A 21,653-nucleotide genomic window follows, 5' to 3' on the forward strand; every position below is an offset into this window, starting at 1 on the left:
GGCCCAGGACAGGAATACTATTTCTTTTGTTAAAAATACGCATAGCTTGGAGAGCAGTTAAAAGTTAAACGACACACGGCCATAGTAATACGCACCGTTGGAACCCTGCTGATTGTTCGAATAAAGGTAGAAACCCTGATTTTCGGACCGGAGTATCTGCGGGTACTTATCCAGAATATTGCTGCCTCCGATCGATACTTTCATATTGCGATTCAGGTCGTAACCGAGGCTCAGGTCAAAAATTGCCTGCCCCGAAAAGGTCTGATCGTAGAAATTGCCGTCATTATCGGAGGAGACCGAACGCTCGGTGACCGACCCATAATAGGTGCCGCGCAGCATCGCGTTGAATTTATTAACCCGATAGACCACCGAACCGATCAGCTTGGTTCGGGGCGTTCCCGTTTCAAACTGACCGACCACATCACGACTGAGGTATTTACCCACAACCTGGTCCGGCGTAAGGTTCTCGACGTTCAGGTTCAGGGTTTTCCGGTTGAGGACCGTGTTCTTACTGAAGATAGCCGCCAGGCTGAACGTGACGCTCTGCCCTCTCCGTAGATTGAGGGTGTAGTTTCCAACAGCTTCAAGACCCTTTGAGCGTACATCGGCCCCGTTGACGAAAAACTGTGCTTCGCCATCGCCAATCACTTCGCCATAATTATTGCCAACCTCACTCGCGTTAAAATAACTGGTTCTGAAAATACGGTTGTCGACATCGATCTGGTACGCATCCAACGTCACCTCAAACCCTTGCATTGGCTGATAGGTCAAGCCAAAACCGTAAGTACGCGATTGTTCCTGTCTCAGCCCCTTGATGCCCAACACGCGGGCCGCTGTGCTGTTGGTCGGGTAGGTGGTCACGTCGAGGGGTTGCGGAATGCCATTGGCATCCGGTACGAAAGCCGTGGCCGTGTGGGTGTAGTTCAACTCCTGAAGCGACGGAGCCCGGAAGCCGGTGGCAATCGATCCGCGAATGGACAGCGTTTTCGACAGCGAATAGCGACCGGCCAGTTTTCCGATCGTTACCCCACCAAAATCCGAGTAGTTTTCCAGCCGAAAGGCACCGGCCAGTAAAAACTTCCGGGTGAGTTCCAGTTCGGCGTCCAGGTAAGCGGCCATTGTCGTTCTGAATTCATTCCGTTCGTTCTTGGGGCCAAAACCGGCAAAGCACTGGCAATTGGATGATAGTGACTTTACCGTTACCTGTTGGCCAGCGTATACTGACAACGGCTTTCCGTTGGCATCGACAATTGGTGTGCTGCTGGCATCTTCCAGCGGTTTGCCATCTGGCCCAACGAGCAATCCGTCTTTCACGACTGTCAGTATGCCCGCGTTTCCGTACGAATAACTTTCCTCCTGGCCTTTGATAATCTTGTAGTTCTCAACCCGCATTTCTGCGCCAAACGCGATATTTAAGCCGTTCATTACCCCTTTGAAATAGCGGGAGAGGTCAATATTGGTCGAGTTCTGCGAAAACTGGTGCGTTCCCAGATTCATATTGACCGGCGAGTTGGAGCCTAGCGACGCGTTAAAGGTATTCACCATACCCAGCCGCATCGTATTTTTTCCAAACGTGTTGCTGAAGTCAACGCTAAAGTCGCCTACCTTACTTTTGATGCCAACGGTATTCGAAATATCCGATGTGTTCGACGTCATTTGCGGTCTGAATCCGTTGGGATATAGCAGATAGTTGAAGCGATCGGTCTGCGAGGGTCGCCGGAAATAGCAGGAGAACCCTTCCAGATATTTGTACGATGCCCCGCCGAAACTGTAGATCGTTGTTGTGGGATTGATCTCATAACCCGCGTTGTAAAACGTGCTGCCCAGCGTAATGGCAGGCATCCCGGCGTACACGGCGAAATCGGCTTTTGTCAACCCACGGGCGGCCATTAGTCCGCTTTCGGTGGTCAGCGCGGTAATCTGCGACGTGTTTCCGGCAGCCTGCGCACTAATCAATTCGGGATTCGTAATAACGGGATTGCCGTTTTTGTCGGTTCGGAGGTTGTTCAGATAAGTCTTATCAAAGAAGCCCCAGTCATTGACGAACGGACGCAAGGTCGGTCTGCGTTGCGTGATCTGGCCGGAAATATTGAAATAGCCTTTCTCGTTGATCTTGAAGCCGTAGTTTGCATCGAACTGATAGTTGAAACCGTCGGGTTTGCCCGATTTAGTCAGATCACCCGCCTGGCCACCTGTGTTCGCATAACCGCCACCGGTCAGGCTACCGGTCAGTTTATTCGTTCCTTTTTTGAGGATGATGTTCACCACACCCGCCACGGCATCGGAGCCGTACTGCGCAGCGGCCCCATCCCGCAGAATTTCGACCCGATCAATGGCCGCTACAGGAATGGTCATCAAATCGACAGTGGTAGACGGGCTCCCTACGGCTGTTTCGGTGATGAGTAAGGCCGAGGTATGGCGTCGCTTTCCATTGACAAGCACGAGGATCTGATTCGGAGCCATGTTTCGGAGCTGAACCGGATCGACGTGCGAATTGAGATCGCCCCCCTGCGACCGGACGGCGTTGAAGCTGGGCGCAACGACGGCCAGCATTTGGGCCAGATCCATCTGGGGTAAAGAACCCATAATATCCTTGATCGAAATGACATCTACCGGCACTGGCGATTCGATGAGGGTACGTCCGACATTACGCGTTCCTGTCACGATCAGTTCCGTCAGTTGGGTTGCATCTTCGTCCAGGGCGATCGTAAAACTGGTCTCGTTTCCGACTTTTATTTCTTTCGATTTGAAACCGATGAAACTGACAACAAGAACATCATTGGGCGTCGCTTCCAGGGAGAACAGCCCCTGACTATCGCTGATTGCCCCTTTTCTTGAGTTACCCTTTACCAGGACATTGACGCCTTGCAGGGCTTCGGAGCCAACACTGGTACTGATTTTTCCGGTGATCTTCCTGGCCTGTGCCCAGGCGTCCATAGGGCATAGAGCAGTCAGGACGAGCATGACGATCAGCATTGGCAGGGTGGTAGATCTACGTAGTTTTCTTTTCATTTGTTCGGGTTGATTAACGTAAAAAAAACGGTCATGGAAGCAATTGGGCATTGAGTTAATTGATGGGTAGCGATTACTTGGTGTTGGATCGAAGTGCTGTATCGCATGGATTTGAACTCGATAGATAGTGGGAAAGAAACCTGAAAAAAATGGGCAATAACTAGCCAGGGAAGGCGCTTTTGCGATTCTTCCAACTGTTTTTATAGCGTATAACGGGTGAAGAACAATAGGCTAAGTCAGAGGCTGTTTAGCTATTGCGTTGTCTTGGCCTATAAGCAGCGACGAGATAGTGTTACGCGTACTTTTTGTATATCATTGTGTTGTAATAAGTCAAATATGCCAACTTAAATAACGCGTGTCAACTATTTTTTAAAATATAATATGGAAATAAGGGAAAAATACAAAATAGAGAAGACTAACTGATATTTTGTAGACAGAAATCTCTGAAATGGGTTGGGGAGTAAAAATACTTAGCGCTGAAATCAGTCCGGTCAGGTCAAGCAAAAGCGGTCATGATAACGAGGTTGACAACCCGTACCATGACCGCTTTTATGGGAATACTGATTTTATTGATACGCTTCGCCAGATAGCCAGACGCCTTGCACCGTGAGCGATTTATCCAGTCGCACTAGATTCGCTACGTAATCCGGTTGTATTTTCCCCAATTGACTGCCCATGCCAATAATCTTAGCCGGTATAAGCGAAGCCATTCGCAGGGCGTTCGTTAGTGGAATTCCCGCCTGTTCAACAGCGACCCGGACACAGTCAATCAGCGTGAGGGCCGAACCCGCGAGCTTTCCTTCGTTATTTACATAGCGACCTGGTCCGTTGGTGTCGGGTTCAAAATGGACAACAAATTCACCCAGCGAGAAATCGGGACGGGGCGGATTGGCAAATAACGCATCCGAAATCAGAAAAAGTCGTTCCGGTCCATTGCTTTGATTCAGTTGTCGGTAAGCGATGCGGATGGCGGCCGGATCGCAGTGATACCCATCGGCAATAATACTGGCCCTGACGGCGGGATGGTCAAAAATAGCCCCGACAATACCCGGTTCGCGGCTTTCGAAACCCCGCATGGCGTTATAGAGGTGGGTTGCCAGCGGAAAGCCGTTCCCGAAAGCCGCCATCGCCTGTTGGTAAGTCGCGTTGCTGTGTCCCAGTGAAAGTAGGGTATTGGGGTGTTTCAGCCGATGAATCGTAGCTAACTGCTCGGGCGTCAGAATTTCGGGCGCGAGCGTCAGAATCTGGATCGCGTCGGCGTTGGTGCTGAATAACGCTTCCAGTTCACCTTCGGCTGGTGTACGAACGAAAGCCGCGCTATGAGCCCCGCGCTTGATCGGGTTGAAATAAGGCCCTTCGAGGTGAATGCCCGGCACGCCGTAGGGTATTTCCGCCCGAACTGTCTGGACGGCGGCCATCGCCTGTTGCATGATATCGAGCGAGGTCGAATGGATCGTTGGCAGCAGGGTGGTCGTGCCGTTACTGGCGTGTGTCTGGTAAATGTGCCGAACCGTTTCGGGCGTCGGTATATCATTCAGGAACAGATTCGAGCCGCCATACAACTGTAAATCGATCAGTCCCGGAATCAGGTAGTCACCATCGAGGTCGATGGGCGCTGATTCGTCTGCCCCTACGGTAAGGGCTGTCTCTGAAACTTCTTTAATTTGCCCATTGACGACGCGAACAGATGCGCCTGAAAGAAACGATTCGCCAGTAAAAACGGTGGCGTTCTGGAATGTGATTGCCTGCATGAACGCGAATGTAAAAGGCTACCGTTAAATAACCGGCAGAATTTTATAGTCAGGCTCACTTTTCTACTTTAATCAATTCGACCGGACCGGCCAGCCAGTTTTTTGCCTTCTTCCCGAACTCGATCATGTGAGGCATCTGATCATGAGCCTGAAGCCCGGCGGCATCGGTCCATAGCTCGTGCATGATAAACTTTTCGGGATGTTCGGTACTTTCGAAGAGCTCATAAAGCAGGCAGGCATCTTCTTGCCGAACCTGGGCAACGAGTGTAGACAAACTTGTCCGTAACTCCGCTTCGGAGCCGGGCTTTGCAGTGATAATGGCAAAAACACTGAGTGGCATAATCGTAGAATTTATCGTTTCATGTAGAGACCGGTCGGAATGCCGCATCGGCGGTGGTGCGGCAACCCCTTGCGTCTCATGCGCGTCAGCCATTAGGTGCGCCAGCAACTCTTTCGACTTCTTTTGTTCGATAATTGCTGCCGCGCATGAGACGCAAGGGGTTGCGCACCGGCGGACCGGTCTCTACATAGATTGCCAGATTTCCCACGCTTTTTCGGCCTGTAGCACAAGCATCTGGTAACCATTCATGACGGCGGCCCCACGCTCCAAACCGCGCTTCATAAACTGCGTCTCGGCGGGATTATAGACCAGATCATACAGCAGATGCTGGTCTGTAAGCTGATCGTAGGGGAGGGCGGGTGCTTCGTTGGTACGTGGGTGCGTACCAACGGGTGAACAGTTAATAATGAGTTGGTAATCAGCAATTACCGCTGGCAGTTCATCATACGAATACGTATCGGCAGTTTTCGTTCGCGACACCACGTTGTACGAAATACCCAAATCAGAAAGTGCCGCCAGTACGGCTTTTGACGCGCCACCCGTGCCCAGAACCAGCGCACGCAAACCCGCTACCGGGCGGCCCAAAGAAGCCAGCCAGTCGGTCAATGACTGCCGGAAGCCGTAATAGTCCGAGTTGTAACCAGTTTTGGTACCATCTGTTTCGAGCCTGATGACGTTGACCGCGCCAACTTTTTCAGCTGATGAATCCAGCCGGTCGAGGTACGGAAAAATGGCTTGCTTATGCGGAATCGTTACGTTCAGCCCGCGCAGTCCCGGCGTTTTCAGCAAATCGGGCAGTGAGACCGCCACATCAGGCATCTCAAACAGATCGTACCGGCAATCCGCGATACCTTCGCGTTCGAACTTTTCAGTGAAGTAGCGTTGCGAAAACGAGTGCGTAAGCGGAAAGCCGATCAGGCCGTAACGGGTCATAGGTTAGACAGTTGGCGTGCTGGACCGCTTTTTCAAAGCACCGACAATAATGGGCAGGATGGATAATCCAACGATACCGAATACGACCAGTTCGAAGTTCCGTTGCACGATCGGGAAGTTGCCGAAGAAATAGCCCAGCAAAGCAATGCTGGTAACCCATACTACGGCTCCGATAATGCAGAAACGAAGGTACGTGCCATAGCTCATGCTACCGGCTCCGGCTACAAATGGCGCAATGGTCCGAACAATAGGAATGAAACGGGCAATGATCACCGTCCGGCCACCGTATTTTTCGTAAAATTTCTCGGTTTCGGTGATGTATTCTCGTTTGAAAAACAGAATTCGTTCTCTTGACTTGATCTTCGTTCCCAGGAACTTACCGACGAAATAATTGACATTGTCGCCCATAAGTGCCGCAACGATGAGCAGCGGTATAATGACCCAGACGCTCAGGTCGTTGGTTGGGCGGGCCGCCAGGGCACCAGCTGCAAAAAGCAGCGAGTCGCCCGGTAGCAAAGGCATAACGATCAATCCTGTTTCGGTAAAGACGATCAGGAACAGAATCGCGTACAGCAACACGCCATAATCGTTGGCCCATGCATCGAGGTAACGATCCAGATGAAGCAGAAAATCAAGCAGCGATTTGATGAGTTCCATAATGAGCGTACCGCTAAAGCTGGTTTAAAAAATGACTGAATGTATCCCCACGCAATCCCAGACGGATCGTCTCCAGCGGAATAACTTCGTGAGGAGCGATGTTGCCGAGATTGACATTAGCGCCCAGAAGCTTAACAAACCATACCTGTTGTTCTTTCTGCGGAGCTTCCCACAAAATGCTCTCGGACGGAATCTGCGTCAGAATCTCTTCGACCAGTCCCTGCCGTACCTCGCCACTCGACCGGAACAGCCCGACAGTCCCGCCTTCGCGAGCCTCTCCGATCACTTTCCAGGCACCGGCCTGAAGTTCAACCCTCATTAGCTGAATCCATTTGTAGGGCGGAATAATCTTGGCTTCATCTTTGGAGCCAACTTCCGACAGAACCGTCACCTGCGTAGCCAGTGTCCGAATATATTCGCACTTCTCGTCCTGCGGCATTTCAATGGAACCATCTGATACTTCAGCGTACTCCATTTTATACCGGTCCAGCAGCTTCCGGTAGTCGTCGAACTGATTACGGGCAACGAACGCTTCGAAGAGCGTTCCGCCAAAGTAGACCGGCAGGCCCGCTTCCCGATAAATATCAAGTTTCTCCTGAAGTTTGGGGGTAACAAAAGAGGTTGCCCAGCCCAATTTGATGATGTCTGAGTAGCCAGCGGAGGTGGACAAAAAGTCCTCGACTTCGCGCAGGCTTAATCCCTTGTCCATTACCATGGTCAGCCCGCTCTGGCGCGGCTTGGCGGTACGATCGGGAATCTGCGTAAGCGTATAATTCATTCCGAATGATCCAATAGGCATGTTTAAAATCGCCCAAAAGTAGTATAAGTACTGATAACCTCCCAAGAAAGTCCATAAATAGTAGCGTCTGGTACGGGTATAGCTTAGTTTCGTACTATTTTTGTTGGATATGGACAATTTGATAAACCCTCGTCTTGATTTCTTTCGCTCACAGATCGGTAAGGATATGAGTGGCAGCATTTCACCCTTTGGCCGCTGGCTGAAAGGAACAATCCGGGCCGCCGACTATGGCCGGTTGGTCGTTGAGTACACAATTCGTGAAGAATTAACCAATCCGGCGGGTGTGCTGCACGGTGGTGCTGCCGCTGGCATTCTGGACGATCTTGTCGGGGCTACGGTCTTTACGCTCGGTCGTGACTACGCGTACACATCGGTAAACCTGAACATCGATTTTCTCCACGCGGCCCGACTAGGCGACATCGTGACGGCAACGGCGGAAATAATTCGTGCCGGAAAAAATATTGTCCACGGCGAAGGCCGGATCGTGGCTGCCGATGGTAAACTCATTGCCAAATGTGCCACTAATCTAATCCAGACGTCGGTTAAGTTGCCTGTTTAGAAATCGAGGTTTGGATGGCCGACTGGTTTGCGGTAATCAATGCGTGACAAAGTATTGCGCGTGTGCAAAAAATGCGTTACTTTTGCACCTCATTTCCAATTTCATACAAAAAACATGTACGCAATCGTAGAGATCGCAGGGCAGCAATTCAAGATCCAGAAGGGTCGTTCCATCTATACCCACCGGTTAGAGGGCGATGTGGACGCTGCACTTGCCTCCGACAAGGTGAAAATTCTCCTTGTTGACAACGAAGGAAGCATCTCCATTGGTGCTCCAACTGTCGCAGGAGCGACGGTATCAGCCAAAATCGTTGAACACCTGAAAGGCGAAAAAGTAATCGTCTTCAAGAAAAAACGTCGTAAAGGCTACAAAAAGAAAAATGGTCACCGTCAGTATTTGACCAAAGTTCTAATCGAAGATATAACTCTGTAAACTAGTAGTCAGTAGTCGGGAGACTGAACTGATGTCGTAACAGACCTTCGTTTCACTCCTTATTTCTCACTCCTAATTCCTAAAAGAAAATGGCACACAAGAAAGGTGTAGGTAGTTCCAAAAACGGCCGCGATTCGCACAGCAAACGCCTGGGTGTGAAGTTGTTCGGTGGCCAGTCGGCTATTGCCGGCAACATCATCGTCCGTCAGCGCGGTACGAAACATCACCCCGGTAAAAACGTTGGTCTGGGTAAAGACTACACGTTGTTCGCGCTGGTTGATGGTACCGTAAAGTTCCGTCCCGGCCGTAGCAGCCGTTCATACGTCGATATCGTTCCTGCTGGTCCTTCGGTCGTTGAAACAGCTCCCGTAGCTGAAGTAGCCACCGCCTAGTACAGCAGTGAGTACGTGATAAGAAACCCGTTTGGCTATGCGCCGAGCGGGTTTTTTTGTGGGCAAAAACTAAAAAAACAGTATGACTGTTATCCGACTGCCAATGCTACCGACCGAAAGCGGTAACGTATAAACAGAAAACCTTCTTACGAATGAATCCTACACTAAGCCGTCCCGTATCCATATTTACCGAAGGCAGCCCAAACCCGAACTCGATGAAGTTCGTCGTTAATTTCGAACTCGTTCCTGCCGGGTTATCCTTCGATTATGCTACGCCTGCCGATGCCATCGTCGATGGGAAAGCATCACCACTGGTCGTGGCTCTCTTTGGGTTCGACTTTGTGCGTCGGGTATTTATCTCGGGTAATTTCGTGACGATCACCAAAGACGATGAAACGGACTGGGACGAAGTCGTTTTCGAAACCAAGTTCTTTCTGAAAGATTATTTTGGCGAACAGAAGCCTGTCTTCTCGCAGCGGACGATGGACACGAATTCCACGAAACTGGAGGTGGACTCTGAAACGGTTCAGAAAATCAAAGCGGTCCTCGATCAATACATCAAACCAGCCGTTGAGTCAGACGGGGGCGCGATTAGCTTTTACTCATTCGATGAGCCAAGCGGTACGGTAAAAGTCTTGTTGCAAGGCTCTTGCAGTGGCTGCCCTTCATCGACACTAACGCTTAAGTCGGGCATCGAGAATCTGCTGACCCGCTTGGTTCCTGAAGTAAAACTGGTTGAAGCAGAGGGCGTGTAATCGACCATAAATTGTGTAAAACGGGGAAGGTCGTTGCCAGAATCGCCAGATTTTAGCATCGACCTTCCCCGTTTTATGATACCGCTTAATCAAAAAAAAAAGCGCACAGGTAAACCCACGCGGCAAATTGACGTTTACTTTGCAGCACACTCCGCCATTCAAACCGTGACTGCATGAAGTATTCGTTTGTATTGATTTCAATTCTGCTGGCCACAACAGCCAGTTTTTCACAAAATCTCCTAGGCATTTCAACCAGTCGCTACGGTGGCACCAATCGGCTCTACATCAACCCGGCATTAGCCGCCGACTCGCCTTCCAAGTTTTACCTGAATGTGGCAACGGGCGAAGCCCACGTCAACAACAACTACGTTCGTTATCAGGCTCCGTTTTCGTTACTTCGCCTGATCAGCGGCACAGTACCTGCCGAGTACAAGAATTCGGACGGTACTGTGCGTTTTGACGCGTCGTACACGAAAGAAATTCTGGACGGTGCGCCTAAAAACGGGACGATTCTGGGCGAGATTCGGGGTCCGGCTTTTCTAATAAAAACGAGCGATCGGGCTGCTTTTGCCGTCACAACCCGGTTTAGGGCAGTAGGGCAGGTTATTGGCGCGTCAGAAGATTTACTGTCGGCGTTTAGAGCTAGCCTGAATGATCGGGCACTGTATAGCATTCCGAACAACGACAACAAGTTTAGCGGTAGCACAAATACGTATGCCGAACTTGGGTTGACCTATGCCGGTACGATCTGGGAAGGCGATGGACAAAAATTGTTGCTGGGCGCTACGGCTAAGTTTTTACTGGGATACAATGCGCAGCACCTGATCAACCGGGGCATGGACTACCGCATCATACCCGACCCGAACAATCCAAATAGTGCGCTACTGGAAGTCAACCGATTGGATGCAACACTCGCTTACACCAGCTTTTTGCAGGGCCGTAGCCTGAATCCCCGGACGCTGTTCAGTACATCAGCACCTGGTAAAGGGTTCGGCGCTGACATTGGCCTGACGTACATTAGTCAATACGACTCCGATAGTCCTGCCCTACAGCTGGGGCTGGCCGTGACCGATATAGGGGGGCTAACGTATACGGGCCAGGAGTACCGGTACACGGACATCGGCCAAAATCCAGTCCGGTTTCGGGGAAGTGATTTCAATGGTATCAACGGCCCCGAAGATATTGCGCGGGTTATTCAGGATCGGATCAATACCGGCCGCAGCCCCGATAACACCAGCTTCCGAACAGGCTTGCCCACGTCGCTTAACCTGACCGCCGATTACCACACGCCAGGTGGGTTTGGGGTAAACCTGACCTATTTGCAGGATGTACGATCCGTACAGGCGTTGGCTACTCACCAACCGTCTATTGTTGCGGTGACCCCACGTTACGATGCCCGCTGGATGAGTCTGTCGGTGCCAATCGTTTACATCAATCATGGACTGACCGCTGGCGCTACGGTCCGGGTTGGACCGGGCTGGCTTGGCACCGATAATTTTTTGGGTTTACTGGGCAACGTCAGTAACGGAATCAAAGCACGTGGCTTGGATATTTACGCTGGCTTTGCTTTCGGAATCGGGCGCGCCGATGAGGAGTAACTAATTGATTGATCGACAAGGCCATTGCGTGTATGGTCTGACCGGTAGGCGCTAACTCTCATACGTACGGCTAATTCCCTGCTTTCTCAAGGAGTACCGACTATTCTTTTTCGAGCAGAAATGTTTAATTTTGGTCAAATCCTGCTTTTAAACCGGGATTTACCGGGTCTGCTATGACCGAACGAACCACGTTTTTTGATACATCACTTCTCTACCTCAAAGGGCTAGGGCCACAGCGTACGGAGCTTCTCAACAAGGAACTGAATCTGTTCACCCTGGGTGACCTGATTCAGTATTATCCGTTTCGGTATGACGACCGGACGCGTTATTACACCATAAGTGAGTTGATGGATTCGATGCCATCGGCGCAGATTCGGGGGCGGCTCCGCGACTGGTGTATGGAAGGGGAGGGGCCTAAGAAACGACTGGTTGCCACCTTTACCGACGGAACCGGCTCCATGAGCCTTGTCTGGTTTCAGGGCGTTACGTATATCGAAAAAATACTCCGGCGCGATGGCGAGTATATTGCCTATGGGAAGCCTCAGTCCTTCAACGGTCAGTTTAGTATCGTCCATCCGGAACTGGAAAACACGAACACGGTTTCCGAACAGGAATTGGGGTTCCTGCCGGTCTACAACCTGACCGAAAAGCTGCGCAAGCGACACCTCGATAGTAAGGTGATCGGCAAAGTCATGCGGATTCTGCTCGAACAGGCTTGGCCGCATATTCACGAAACCTTGCCCGATTCGCTGATTCAGCAGTACCGGCTTGTGGGTAAGCGTGACGCAATGTGGAATATCCATCTTCCCCAAAATCAGGGCTGGCTGAAACAGGCACAACGCCGATTGAAATTCGAGGAGTTGTTCTACAATCAACTGCGGCTGATCAAGAACAAGCTGATTCAGAAAGAAGAATTTCCGGGTCAGGTGTTCCGGGATACGACGCTGATGAAGCATTTTTACACGGACCTGTTACCGTTTGAACTGACCGGTGCCCAGCAGCGTGTTATCAAAGAAATTTACGCCGATCTGCTGACCGGACGGCAAATGAACCGGCTATTACAAGGCGATGTGGGCAGCGGTAAAACGATCGTTGCGTTCATTGCCTGCCTGATGGCGGTTGGCAATGGTGCTCAGGCTTGTATCATGGCACCAACCGAAATTCTGGCCGATCAGCACTACAATGGGCTCAAGCCGTTTGCCGATGCCATGGGCCTGAGTCTCGGTATTTTGACCGGATCGACCAATAAAAAACGGCGGGTTGTACTGCACGAAGAGTTGCAGGCCGGTAAAATGCACATTCTTGTCGGAACCCACGCGTTGCTGGAAGACGTCGTGCAGTATAAGAATCTCGGCCTGTGCATCATTGACGAGCAACACCGGTTTGGGGTCGCGCAACGCGCCAAACTCTGGCGGAAAAACGAAACGGTACCTCCGCACATTCTGGTCATGACGGCTACGCCCATACCCCGTACGCTGGCGATGACACTGTACGGAAATCTCGATGTGTCGGTTATTGATGAACTCCCGAAAGGCCGGAAGCCGATCAAAACCGTTCACAAATACGATAAGCACCGCGCGGAAGTGTTTGGTTTTATGCGCCAGCAAATCGAACTGGGACGGCAGGTGTACGTCGTCTACCCCTTGATCGAAGAGTCAGAAAAGCTCGATTACAAGGACCTGATGGATGGGTTCGAGAGTATGCAGCGGGCCTTTCCAAGACCTAAATACGAGATCGGTATACTGCATGGAAAAATGCTGGCCTACGAAAAGGACGACGAAATGCAGCGGTTTATCCGGCACGAAACGCAGATTATGGTAGCCACCACGGTTATTGAGGTGGGCGTGAACGTACCAAATGCCAGCGTGATGGTTATTGAAAGTGCCGAGCGATTCGGCCTGTCGCAGTTGCACCAGCTCCGTGGGCGCGTTGGGCGGGGGGCCGAACAGTCGTATTGTATCATGATGACCGGCTACAAACTCAGCAGCGATACGCGTACCCGACTCGAAACGATGGTTCGCACGAATAATGGTTTCGAGATTGCCGATGTGGACCTGCAACTGCGTGGCCCCGGCGATTTGAGTGGTACGCAGCAAAGTGGCGTTATGGACCTGATGATTGCTGACCTGGCAAAAGATGGTGCCATCCTGACGGCTGCCCGTGAGTCGGCACAGGCCATTTTGGCTGAAGACCCCGAACTCGTGTTGCCCCAACACGCACCGATCCGAAATCACGTCGATGGGTTGAAGAAAACGGATAGCAACTGGGGTCGGATCAGTTAAAGTTGCTGATCATCTGGCCCCCGGTGGAGTAATTGGCTGAGCCTTACAATGATCACGGCTTGCATTTTACGGCTGAGGCTGTATCTTCCGACTGTCAATCAACCTGATCTGCTTCATGCGATACCCGCTACTCCTCATACTGGGTTTATTTTTCCGTATAGCCCATGCTCAGACAACCTTCACCGTTTCGTTTCCGGCATCGCAGAGCAAAACGCCACTCGACGGCCGGGTACTGCTCATCCTCGCCAAAAGTAATACCTCGGAGCCCCGGTCTCAGGTGAGCGATGCTGTTGAAACGGCCCAACTTTTCGGCAAAGATGCCGACGGAATAAAGCCAAATCAGGTTGTCGACTTCGGTGCCGATGTGTTTGGTTACCCAAAACGTAGTTTGAAGGATCTGGCACCGGGCGAGTATTACGTGCAGGCTGTTCTGCACAAGTACGAGACATTCAAGCGCAAAGACGGGCATACGGTTAAATTGCCAATGGATCGGGGAGAAGGGCAGAACTGGCGAACAGCACCCGGCAATCTTTATAGCAAGCCGTTGAAGATTAGCCTGAAAGCAGGTTCGAAGCAATCGGTTGCGGTCGTACTCGATCAGGTGAACCCGCCCATTGAGGAGCCCAAAGACACTAAGTTCATCAAACACATCAAGATTCAGAGTAAGCGACTAACCGAATTCTGGGGGCGACCCATGTATCTGGGGGCTCACGTGCTACTTCCGGCGGGATTTGCCGAACACCCCGAAGCCCGTTATCCACTCTGCATTTTTCACGGCCACTTTCCCGACGATTTCTCCGGCTTTAGTGAAACGCCCCCACCGGCTACTATGGACACGACCGACTACATCGAACGGTTTCACATATACGGGTACAAAAAACAGGTAGCGCAGGAAGCATACGATTTTTACGAAAAGTGGACGAGCAAAAATTTCCCACGGATGCTGATCGTCGAAATTCAGCACGCGAACCCATACTATGACGACTCGTACGCGGTCAATTCCGAAAACCTGGGTCCGTACGGCGATGCGATCATGTACGAGCTGCTGCCCGAAATTGAAAAACAGTTCCGGGGAATCGGACAGGGATGGGCACGATTTACATACGGTGGATCGACGGGCGGATGGGAAGCCCTGGCCGCGCAGGTATTCTATCCCGATGAGTTCAATGGTTGTTTTGCCGCTTGCCCTGACCCGATTGCGTTCGACGCGTATACTGTTTTCAATCTGTACAAAGACAAAAATGCCTATTACGCAGAGGGGCCGTTTCGCCGGACTCCCCGTCCCGGCCAGCGCAATTACCTCGGTCAGGTGAAATGTACCGTCGAAGAGACTAACCACCGCGAACTGGCACTTGGCACGCATTCCCGATCCGGCGATCAGTTCGACATTTGGGAAGCGGTCTACTCACCGGTAGGCGCGGATGGCTACCCAAAACGGATCTGGAATAAACTCACGGGCGAAATTGATCCCGCCGTTGCCACCTATTGGCGCGACCACTACGATCTGCTGCATATTCTTCGGCGTGACTGGAAAACGCTTGGCCCTAAAGTCGCGGGTAAAATTCACATCTACTGTGGTGACATGGATAACTACTACCTCAACAATGCCGTCTATCTGATGGAGGATTTTCTGAAAACTGTTCAAAATCCGTCGGCTAGTAGTGAGGTAGCTTACGGTGACCGGGCTGAACATTGCTGGAACGGCGATCCAACGCAGCCTAATTACATAACCCGGCTCCGGTATAATACGATGTACATCGACAAGATTATGAAGCGCATCGAAATATCGGCTCCGAAGGGCGCCGACCTCAAAAGCTGGCGCTATTGATCTGTTTACGGGTGTAGAGACGCAAGAACTGCGTCTCGAGTGCGTCAGCAATTATCGAACAAAAGAGCTGTTGAAGAAGATTGCTGACGCGTAGGAGACGCAGGGGATTGCCGCACCTGCGGTGATGCGGCATTCCAACCGGTCTCTACAATTGGCTCAAAAAGGCCATTGTATCGACACCATCGGCGTAATCGCTTAGTCCGGGATGCTGCGTTTGACCGAAGGCAACCGTTGGTAGAGTTACATGACCGGACAGCCAGTCTTGGGCTGAAGCCACGACCTGAATCTGATCGGCACGTTCGTTAAGCCAGGCCGTTGCATCGGCAAGCGTACGGTACGTCTGGAAGTACAGCACTGAAATCGGCGACACCAGTGCATCATTTTCCGTCACCAGCAGATAGCCATTATCGAGATGCGGAACCGCATTGATCAGGTAAATCGACTTATTGTAATCGTAATTATTCTGGTACTTATGATTGTTCAGGTAGAGCTTAACCTGCGGTTCCAAAGCCCGCAATAGGGGAATGAAATCGTATTCGTCGGGGACTAATAGGGTTGATACATTTCGGCAACCCAACCCGTAATAGTCCGAAATATCGTGGTCGAGTTTCAGGAATTCATCGTCCTTTTCCTCGCCCATCAGCAGTCCGACAGAGGTTCGGTTCCGGCGAATGATGCTTGGTTTTTTTGCAAAATAGTAGTTGAAATAACGAGCCGTGTTGTTGCTGCCGGTAGCGATGTACGCGTCAGCGGCATTTAACCGGTCGGCTTCCTCGATCAGATCCGCAAAATTCGGATTGATCTCTTTTATTTTTTGTATTAAATAGTGAATTAGTACAAAATCTTGCGTGCTAAGCTTCGCTAATAATTTATGACCGCTTAGAAGCACACAGAGCAGATCGTGGAATCCGACGGCTGGAATGTTACCAGCCATAACGACGCCAACGGAACGGGGAACAGTAGTTGGCTCGGCGGGATACTTACTTAGCCAGGCAGCGAGTTTATCGGCTGTCAGAAATTCGTCCGCGATAGCGCTGAGGGCATTTAAGGTGTTGGCAGGCGTAAACCAGTTATTCTTATAATAGGCCCGTTGCGCCACTTCGGCTAATTCGGACTGGGCTTCGGGAGCGCGTAAGTAGTCTCCTAGGGCCACGAACGTTTGCAGGCGTTCTGATTGAAGCATGAAGTAAATAAACAAATGGAATACACCATCAACTAATGTAATTAAATTTTAGTTTGCCTCTAACCTTTAAATAGTTATATTTGTTGTTCTATTCAGGAAGATAAAAATTTATCGTCTATAAATCTGTACTGCTCATGGCAATCATGATCACTGACGAGTGCATCAACTGTGGTGCCTGCGAACCCGAATGCCCGAACACTGCCATCTATGAGGGCGGTGTTGAGTGGACTTGGAGTGGTGGAACCGAACTGACCGAAGTCGATTTTGGCGATGGTACGGTTATCAGCGGCAAAGCCCCACAATCGCCCGTCTCGAATGAATTTTATTACATCGTGAGCGACAAATGCACGGAGTGTATGGGCTTTCATGAAGAGCCGCAATGTGCCGCTGTTTGTCCGGTAGACTGTTGTGTGCCCGATCCAGAAGTTGTGGAAGATGAGGAAACATTACTGGCTAAAAAAGCGTGGCTTCATGCTGAAGCGTAAGTAAGACAACTACCAGTCGCAAAAAGCCTGACCGAATGATTCGGTCAGGCTTTTTTACGTTTTGAGAAAACTGAGAAAAGCTATATTTTGAGAATTAGGGAAAAAATAAAATTTGGCTAATTTTAGCATTGACAGAATATAATAAAATCGCGTATGAGGTTAGATATTTGAGTACTTTACATGTAAATAGTAGTACGATTTGAACAAAATTGCGTAAAAACTGCTAAATAGCTCAATTGTTCAATTAAATCTCTTGTGTAGAATAAATTATATGATAAAATTTGTCCCCGGTTAAACTACAATTTATACAACGACTCCACCAAATAAAAAGCATGAAAAAAACAGTTCTACTTCTTACTTCTTTGTTTGCCGGAATTGGTGCCTATGCCCAGGATTCGACGAGTACGACTCCTGGAAAATTTACCTTCTCCGGTTACATGGATACCTACTACATTGGTAATTTCAATAACCCGAAGAGCCAGTCTAACCTGGGATTAACGAACAATGGCGCTAGCCCCGGCAATGCACGGGCGTTCGATCAGAAAGCCGGTCAGTTTGGTATTGGTCTGGTGCAGGCCAAGGCTACCTACACCGCGGATAAAGTAGATGCTGTAATGGACCTGACGTTTGGCACATTTGCCGATCTGGGTAACTACGGTAACAATGTTGGTCTGCTAGGAACGCCCGGATCAACGGCCCTGGCCATTAAGCAAGCCTACATTGTTTTTAAAGCTACGCCTAAATTATCGTTTACGGCGGGTCAGTTCGGTACACACATCGGTTATGAAGTTATTGATGCGCCGGTTAACTTCAACTATTCGCTCTCTAACCTCTTCAATAACGGACCCTTTTATCACATCGGTCTGAAAGCTCAATATGCGTTCAGCGACCGCGCTTATTTGATGTTGGGCGTTGTGAACAACGTGGATAATCTGTTCGATAACAATAAAAAGAAGGGCCTGATCGGGCAGTTCTTTTTCTCGCCGGTTTCTGGCTGGAATGTCTACCTGAATGGAATTGTCTCAAACGAAGCATCGGCCGCAATTCCCGCAACCACAACCACACCGGCTGTGTCGGCGGATGATGCGCACTACTCGCTGTTTGACCTGACTACCACCTACCAGATCACCCCTAAATTTTACCTTGGCTTGAATGCGGCTACGGGAACGCAAAAGGGTGATTATCAGGGTTACGGCGGTCCTGCTACGTCGAAGAGTTGGGGCGGTGTCGCCGTTTATTCGAACTATTCGTTCACCGACAAATTTGGTCTGGGTGTTCGCTACGAAACATTCGACAACAAGAACGGTGCCCGTGCCCTGACGGATGCATCAGGTGCAGGTGCCAGCGTGAATTCGATTACGGTAACCGGAAACATCACGGCTGCCGACGGGCATATCCTGTTCAAACCAGAGCTCCGGTTCGATGGCTATAGCGCTAACAAATTCGAGAAGAATGACGGGTCACTGAGCAAGTCGCAAACGACGCTTGGCATGGCGGCCATCTTCAAGTTCTAAGCACGTAACCCCGTTTCTTAACCCAATCTATAACTCAGTACAACAAAAACCCCTCAATTATTATGCAAAAGCCCAATTACGTACCGCTGATTCTGCTGGGAATCTTTGCCATTCTCGGTATACTTCCTGGTTTTAATTCCGTTCCGACACAAATCGTAACGGAAGGTATCAATTCTGGTGATACCGCCTGGATGCTGGTTGCTACTGCTCTTGTTTTGTTGATGACACCTGGTTTGGCGTATTTCTACGGTGGGATGGTCAACAACAAAAACGTTATTTCGACCATGCTGCAAAGCTTCATTGCAATGGGCGTCATCAGTGTGTTATGGGTAGTTGTCGGTTTCAGCTTAGCCTTCGGTACATCAATCGGCGGTTTCGTTGGTAACCCGATGGATCACTTCATGTTCAAAGGCGTACTGGATGGCAAACCCTGGTCTCTGGCGGCTTCGATTCCCCTAGTCGTTTTTGCGTTCTTCCAATTGAAATTTGCGGTTATAACACCGGCTCTGGTAACGGGTTCGATGGCCGAACGGATCAACTTCCGGTCTTACGTTCTGTTCATGATTCTATTCAGTCTGCTGGTATACGCGCCATTGGCACACATGACCTGGCATCCTGAAGGACTCTTGTTCAAACTAGGTGTCCTTGATTTTGCGGGTGGTACGGTTGTTCACATGTCTGCTGGCTGGGCTGCGCTGGCGGGTGCCCTGTACCTGAAACGTCGTAAGTCTCAAATTGAAGCGAGCTACTTCCCACCAGCCAACATTCCGTTCGTGCTGCTAGGTACCGGTTTGCTGTGGTTCGGATGGTTCGGTTTCAATGCCGGTTCAGCGGTAGGGGCTACGCCACTGGCGGCTTCGGCTTTCGCAACGACGAACACGGCTGCGGCTGCGGCTGGTCTGGCCTGGGTGCTGTTCGATGCGGCTAAAGGCAAAAAAGTATCGGCTCTTGGTTTTTGTATCGGTGCTGTTGTCGGTCTGGTTGCCATTACGCCAGCCGCTGGTTTTGTAACGGTGCCAAACTCGATCTTTATCGGTACGGTTGCGTCAATGGTTTCGAACTTTGTTGCTCACCTGCGTACGAAATCAACGCTCGACGATACGCTCGACGTTTTCCCTTGCCACGGTGTTGGCGGTATGGTTGGTATGCTGATGACGGGTATTTTCGCCAGCAAAGGAGTAAACTCTGCCGTTGTTGATGAGGGCCTGGCATTTGGTCAGACAACCTTGTTCATCAATCATATCATTGCCCTGGTTGGTGTGTCGATATTCGCTTTCGCAATGTCGTACCTACTACTGAAGATCACCGATCTGATTCTGCCTCTGCGCGTATCTGAAGAAGATGAGAAGTCAGGCCTTGATGTTAGTCAGCATGACGAATATCTGATCGAAGCATAAAAAATAACACCAAAGCCACAGGCGCCCTGTCAGGCGTTCATGTCCGACAGCTTTACTGTGGTTTTGTTGTACTCATGGAGCCGCTCCCGCTTGGGGGCGGTTTCCTGCTTTTACCGGATGCTGTGTACGTCAACTGGCTCAACCAAGGCTACTTTTAGCTTTTCCAGCATGTGCTGGACCAGTCAGTTATGCGTCGGACAGTGGAGAGTTTACCGAGTCTTAATTACACGTCTCTAAATTCCAGTCCTCCTTCAGCTTGTTAACCAACTCGGCTAGTGCATGCATGTCGACGGGTTTGACTATATACTCATTGGCTCCTTTCGCGTATGCTTCTGCCTTATCCTGGTCATTATCCGATGTAGAAAACACGATAATCGGGGTATGAATATAAACAGGCGTATTCCGTAAGATTTGCAGTGACTCAAGACCGTTCAGACGCGGCATGTTCAGATCAAGAATAATTAAGCAGGGCCGGTCCGGTGAATCATTGAGGGCTTCCAGTAGATCCAACCCATCAATGGCGAATCGAATGTTGGCTTCCGGGCAGCGCAGGTCAAAGGCTACTTTCATCAAGAGTCTGTCATCGTCATCGTCATCAGCGACGAAAACGGAATAAGTAGTCTTAAGTTTCATAGTGCGTGATGAACACAAAGAGGCCCTGATCTGGTTTCGAGCTATCAGGATTAAAGCATAGGTACAGTTACTTTGTGGATCGGATCAATACCGGCAAGTTACTCGTCAACGGGATTTGCTCTCAGCATGATAATCGTTTACTTAATCGGCTTCTACCCTGAATCCAGAACGACCGACCAGCTGAGTGTCTTGTCTGTTGATGCCGAGTAGCTACGTGAATACCTTGACCGTCAGTAACGAGCGGCCTAAAGGTTGCCTACTGCCGGTTATGGAGTTGCGAAAAGCCGTGTCGACCAGTTTAGACGTGGGCCAACTTGTCCGCTCGTATTCAGTGATAGAGTTATAACTGCCAGTCATACGACAATATTATGCATAATGTTTGGATATAGACGCTATTTCAAATCTGAAAGAACGAGTGTATACGTGACCCTGCGTGCTAACGAATCGAACGGAGTAACGAAAATTGAGCAGGCATTGTAAGCGAGTTGTCAACTTTTCACGCATGAGATACGGGTTAATTGGCCGTTCACCGGTAAAACTCTTGAGTTTTTTAGTGTACATTAGGTAACTAGTTCTAGTTAATGCCAATGATGAAGTCAAAACAACCTGATTCAGTAGCCATCCAGCCAATTGCATATGAGCAAACCTACCCACTGCGACACAGTGTATTGTGGCCTGATAAACCACTCGATTATGTGAAGGTCGATAATGATTCGGATGGCTACCATTTTGGCGCCTTTGTGGACAAGCAATTAGTGGCGGTTATTTCGTTGTTCGTCGATGGCTCGACTGCCCGCTTTCGCAAATTTGCTACCGATCCCGCCTTTCAGCACCGGGGTATAGGAACGATGTTACTGACTCATGTCATTAACGAGTCCTGTCGGCTGGGAGCCGCGTCACTTTGGTGTGATGCCCGGCTCGATGCGGCCGATTTTTATCGTCGGTTCGCGATGCAAACGGTCAGTGAGGTATTTTACAAAGGGCCGATTCCGTACGCTAAATTCTCGCTTACGCTTTAAGTAATCAGTTGCCCTTCGAGTAGTCAACGAGTTTATGCCGATCGATGATTGAATTACATTCGCCCGGGATGTGATAACGAAAGC

19 protein-coding genes are annotated in these 21,653 nt (G+C 50.2%); 11 read left to right on the top strand and 8 right to left on the bottom strand.

The features are described 5' to 3' along the window. Positions 1-57 precede the first annotated feature (57 nt). From GK091_RS10365 to GK091_RS10390, 6 genes are all read right to left on the bottom strand, one after another. Complete coding sequence (locus GK091_RS10365; RefSeq protein ID WP_164037038.1) at positions 58-3,012, bottom strand: TonB-dependent receptor; 2,955 nt, start codon at positions 3,010-3,012, stop codon at positions 58-60. A 566-nt stretch (positions 3,013-3,578) separates the two neighbouring features. Further along, a complete protein-coding gene (gene nagA, locus GK091_RS10370; protein ID WP_164037040.1) occupies positions 3,579-4,763 on the bottom strand; it encodes an N-acetylglucosamine-6-phosphate deacetylase in 1,185 nt (394 codons plus the stop codon). A 55-nt stretch (positions 4,764-4,818) separates the two neighbouring features. Next, positions 4,819-5,103: a putative quinol monooxygenase gene (locus GK091_RS10375; protein WP_164037041.1), complete on the bottom strand. Its 285-nt coding sequence runs from the start codon at positions 5,101-5,103 to the stop codon at positions 4,819-4,821. 183 nt (positions 5,104-5,286) lie between these two features. After that, positions 5,287-6,036 carry a shikimate dehydrogenase family protein gene (locus tag GK091_RS10380; RefSeq protein WP_164037042.1) on the bottom strand — a complete coding sequence of 250 codons (750 nt, stop codon included), beginning with the start codon at positions 6,034-6,036 and terminating at the stop codon, positions 5,287-5,289. 3 nt (positions 6,037-6,039) lie between these two features. After that, positions 6,040-6,693: a DedA family protein gene (locus GK091_RS10385; protein WP_164037043.1), complete on the bottom strand. Its 654-nt coding sequence runs from the start codon at positions 6,691-6,693 to the stop codon at positions 6,040-6,042. Between the two features lie 13 nt (positions 6,694-6,706). After that, positions 6,707-7,471 carry a phosphosulfolactate synthase gene (locus GK091_RS10390; protein WP_164037044.1) on the bottom strand — a complete coding sequence of 255 codons (765 nt, stop codon included), beginning with the start codon at positions 7,469-7,471 and terminating at the stop codon, positions 6,707-6,709. Positions 7,472-7,601: 130 nt separating this feature from the next. Here GK091_RS10390 and GK091_RS10395 point away from each other — a divergent pair, with 130 nt between their 5' ends. The 7 genes from GK091_RS10395 to GK091_RS10425 all read left to right on the top strand — a co-directional run bounded on the left by GK091_RS10395 (position 7,602) and on the right by GK091_RS10425 (position 15,338). Then, positions 7,602-8,051 carry a PaaI family thioesterase gene (locus GK091_RS10395; RefSeq protein WP_164037045.1) on the top strand — a complete coding sequence of 150 codons (450 nt, stop codon included), beginning with the start codon at positions 7,602-7,604 and terminating at the stop codon, positions 8,049-8,051. 114 nt (positions 8,052-8,165) lie between these two features. Continuing rightward, positions 8,166-8,483 carry a 50S ribosomal protein L21 gene (gene rplU / locus GK091_RS10400; protein WP_164037047.1) on the top strand — a complete coding sequence of 106 codons (318 nt, stop codon included), beginning with the start codon at positions 8,166-8,168 and terminating at the stop codon, positions 8,481-8,483. An 89-nt stretch (positions 8,484-8,572) separates the two neighbouring features. Continuing rightward, complete coding sequence (gene rpmA / locus GK091_RS10405) at positions 8,573-8,875, top strand: 50S ribosomal protein L27 (protein ID WP_164037050.1); 303 nt, start codon at positions 8,573-8,575, stop codon at positions 8,873-8,875. 152 nt (positions 8,876-9,027) lie between these two features. Next, positions 9,028-9,630: a NifU family protein gene (locus tag GK091_RS10410; protein ID WP_164037052.1), complete on the top strand. Its 603-nt coding sequence runs from the start codon at positions 9,028-9,030 to the stop codon at positions 9,628-9,630. A 173-nt stretch (positions 9,631-9,803) separates the two neighbouring features. Continuing rightward, on the top strand, positions 9,804-11,228 hold the full coding sequence (locus tag GK091_RS10415; protein WP_164037055.1) for a DUF5723 family protein: 1,425 nt from the start codon (positions 9,804-9,806) through the stop codon (positions 11,226-11,228). Between the two features lie 173 nt (positions 11,229-11,401). Then, positions 11,402-13,510 (top strand): ATP-dependent DNA helicase RecG, encoded by a 2,109-nt coding sequence (gene recG / locus GK091_RS10420; protein WP_164037060.1) that lies wholly within the window; start codon positions 11,402-11,404, stop codon positions 13,508-13,510. 115 nt (positions 13,511-13,625) lie between these two features. After that, entirely contained in the window at positions 13,626-15,338 is a 1,713-nt protein-coding gene (locus tag GK091_RS10425; protein ID WP_164037062.1) for a hypothetical protein, read from the top strand. A 145-nt stretch (positions 15,339-15,483) separates the two neighbouring features. Here GK091_RS10425 and GK091_RS10430 read toward each other — a convergent pair whose 3' ends face one another. Continuing rightward, positions 15,484-16,521 carry an acyl-CoA reductase gene (locus tag GK091_RS10430; RefSeq protein ID WP_164037064.1) on the bottom strand — a complete coding sequence of 346 codons (1,038 nt, stop codon included), beginning with the start codon at positions 16,519-16,521 and terminating at the stop codon, positions 15,484-15,486. Positions 16,522-16,655: 134 nt separating this feature from the next. On the opposite strand from GK091_RS10430, the gene GK091_RS10435 reads away from it, so the two are divergent. The 3 genes from GK091_RS10435 to GK091_RS10445 all read left to right on the top strand — a co-directional run bounded on the left by GK091_RS10435 (position 16,656) and on the right by GK091_RS10445 (position 19,917). Beyond that, positions 16,656-17,006 (top strand): 4Fe-4S dicluster domain-containing protein, encoded by a 351-nt coding sequence (locus GK091_RS10435; RefSeq protein ID WP_164037066.1) that lies wholly within the window; start codon positions 16,656-16,658, stop codon positions 17,004-17,006. 332 nt (positions 17,007-17,338) lie between these two features. Then, the gene (locus tag GK091_RS10440; protein WP_164037069.1) at positions 17,339-18,520 is read left to right on the top strand and encodes a porin; all 1,182 of its coding nucleotides are present in this window, start codon (positions 17,339-17,341) and stop codon (positions 18,518-18,520) included. 62 nt (positions 18,521-18,582) lie between these two features. Further along, positions 18,583-19,917 carry an ammonium transporter gene (locus tag GK091_RS10445; RefSeq protein ID WP_164037071.1) on the top strand — a complete coding sequence of 445 codons (1,335 nt, stop codon included), beginning with the start codon at positions 18,583-18,585 and terminating at the stop codon, positions 19,915-19,917. Between the two features lie 219 nt (positions 19,918-20,136). Here the strand turns inward: GK091_RS10445 and GK091_RS10450 are convergent, their stop codons facing one another. Next, the gene (locus tag GK091_RS10450) at positions 20,137-20,550 is read right to left on the bottom strand and encodes a response regulator (protein WP_164037073.1); all 414 of its coding nucleotides are present in this window, start codon (positions 20,548-20,550) and stop codon (positions 20,137-20,139) included. A 590-nt stretch (positions 20,551-21,140) separates the two neighbouring features. Here GK091_RS10450 and GK091_RS10455 point away from each other — a divergent pair. Then, positions 21,141-21,569 (top strand): GNAT family N-acetyltransferase, encoded by a 429-nt coding sequence (locus GK091_RS10455; protein ID WP_164040703.1) that lies wholly within the window; start codon positions 21,141-21,143, stop codon positions 21,567-21,569. Positions 21,570-21,653 lie beyond the last annotated feature (84 nt).

It is taken from the genome of Spirosoma agri (assembly GCF_010747415.1).
Classification (GTDB): domain Bacteria; phylum Bacteroidota; class Bacteroidia; order Cytophagales; family Spirosomataceae; genus Spirosoma; species Spirosoma agri.

Bases quoted from the DNA above. Each gene is read 5' to 3' on its own strand.
- GK091_RS10365 (WP_164037038.1), bottom strand. From the start codon at position 3,012: ATGAAAAGAAAACTACGTAGATCTACCACCCTGCCAATGCTGATCGTC.
- nagA (WP_164037040.1), bottom strand. From the start codon at position 4,763: ATGCAGGCAATCACATTCCAGAACGCCACCGTTTTTACTGGCGAATCG.
- GK091_RS10375 (WP_164037041.1), bottom strand. From the start codon at position 5,103: ATGCCACTCAGTGTTTTTGCCATTATCACTGCAAAGCCCGGCTCCGAA.
- GK091_RS10380 (WP_164037042.1), bottom strand. From the start codon at position 6,036: ATGACCCGTTACGGCCTGATCGGCTTTCCGCTTACGCACTCGTTTTCG.
- GK091_RS10385 (WP_164037043.1), bottom strand. From the start codon at position 6,693: ATGGAACTCATCAAATCGCTGCTTGATTTTCTGCTTCATCTGGATCGT.
- GK091_RS10390 (WP_164037044.1), bottom strand. From the start codon at position 7,471: ATGAATTATACGCTTACGCAGATTCCCGATCGTACCGCCAAGCCGCGC.
- GK091_RS10395 (WP_164037045.1), top strand. From the start codon at position 7,602: ATGGACAATTTGATAAACCCTCGTCTTGATTTCTTTCGCTCACAGATC.
- rplU (WP_164037047.1), top strand. From the start codon at position 8,166: ATGTACGCAATCGTAGAGATCGCAGGGCAGCAATTCAAGATCCAGAAG.
- rpmA (WP_164037050.1), top strand. From the start codon at position 8,573: ATGGCACACAAGAAAGGTGTAGGTAGTTCCAAAAACGGCCGCGATTCG.
- GK091_RS10410 (WP_164037052.1), top strand. From the start codon at position 9,028: ATGAATCCTACACTAAGCCGTCCCGTATCCATATTTACCGAAGGCAGC.
- GK091_RS10415 (WP_164037055.1), top strand. From the start codon at position 9,804: ATGAAGTATTCGTTTGTATTGATTTCAATTCTGCTGGCCACAACAGCC.
- recG (WP_164037060.1), top strand. From the start codon at position 11,402: ATGACCGAACGAACCACGTTTTTTGATACATCACTTCTCTACCTCAAA.
- GK091_RS10425 (WP_164037062.1), top strand. From the start codon at position 13,626: ATGCGATACCCGCTACTCCTCATACTGGGTTTATTTTTCCGTATAGCC.
- GK091_RS10430 (WP_164037064.1), bottom strand. From the start codon at position 16,521: ATGCTTCAATCAGAACGCCTGCAAACGTTCGTGGCCCTAGGAGACTAC.
- GK091_RS10435 (WP_164037066.1), top strand. From the start codon at position 16,656: ATGGCAATCATGATCACTGACGAGTGCATCAACTGTGGTGCCTGCGAA.
- GK091_RS10440 (WP_164037069.1), top strand. From the start codon at position 17,339: ATGAAAAAAACAGTTCTACTTCTTACTTCTTTGTTTGCCGGAATTGGT.
- GK091_RS10445 (WP_164037071.1), top strand. From the start codon at position 18,583: ATGCAAAAGCCCAATTACGTACCGCTGATTCTGCTGGGAATCTTTGCC.
- GK091_RS10450 (WP_164037073.1), bottom strand. From the start codon at position 20,550: ATGAAACTTAAGACTACTTATTCCGTTTTCGTCGCTGATGACGATGAC.
- GK091_RS10455 (WP_164040703.1), top strand. From the start codon at position 21,141: ATGAAGTCAAAACAACCTGATTCAGTAGCCATCCAGCCAATTGCATAT.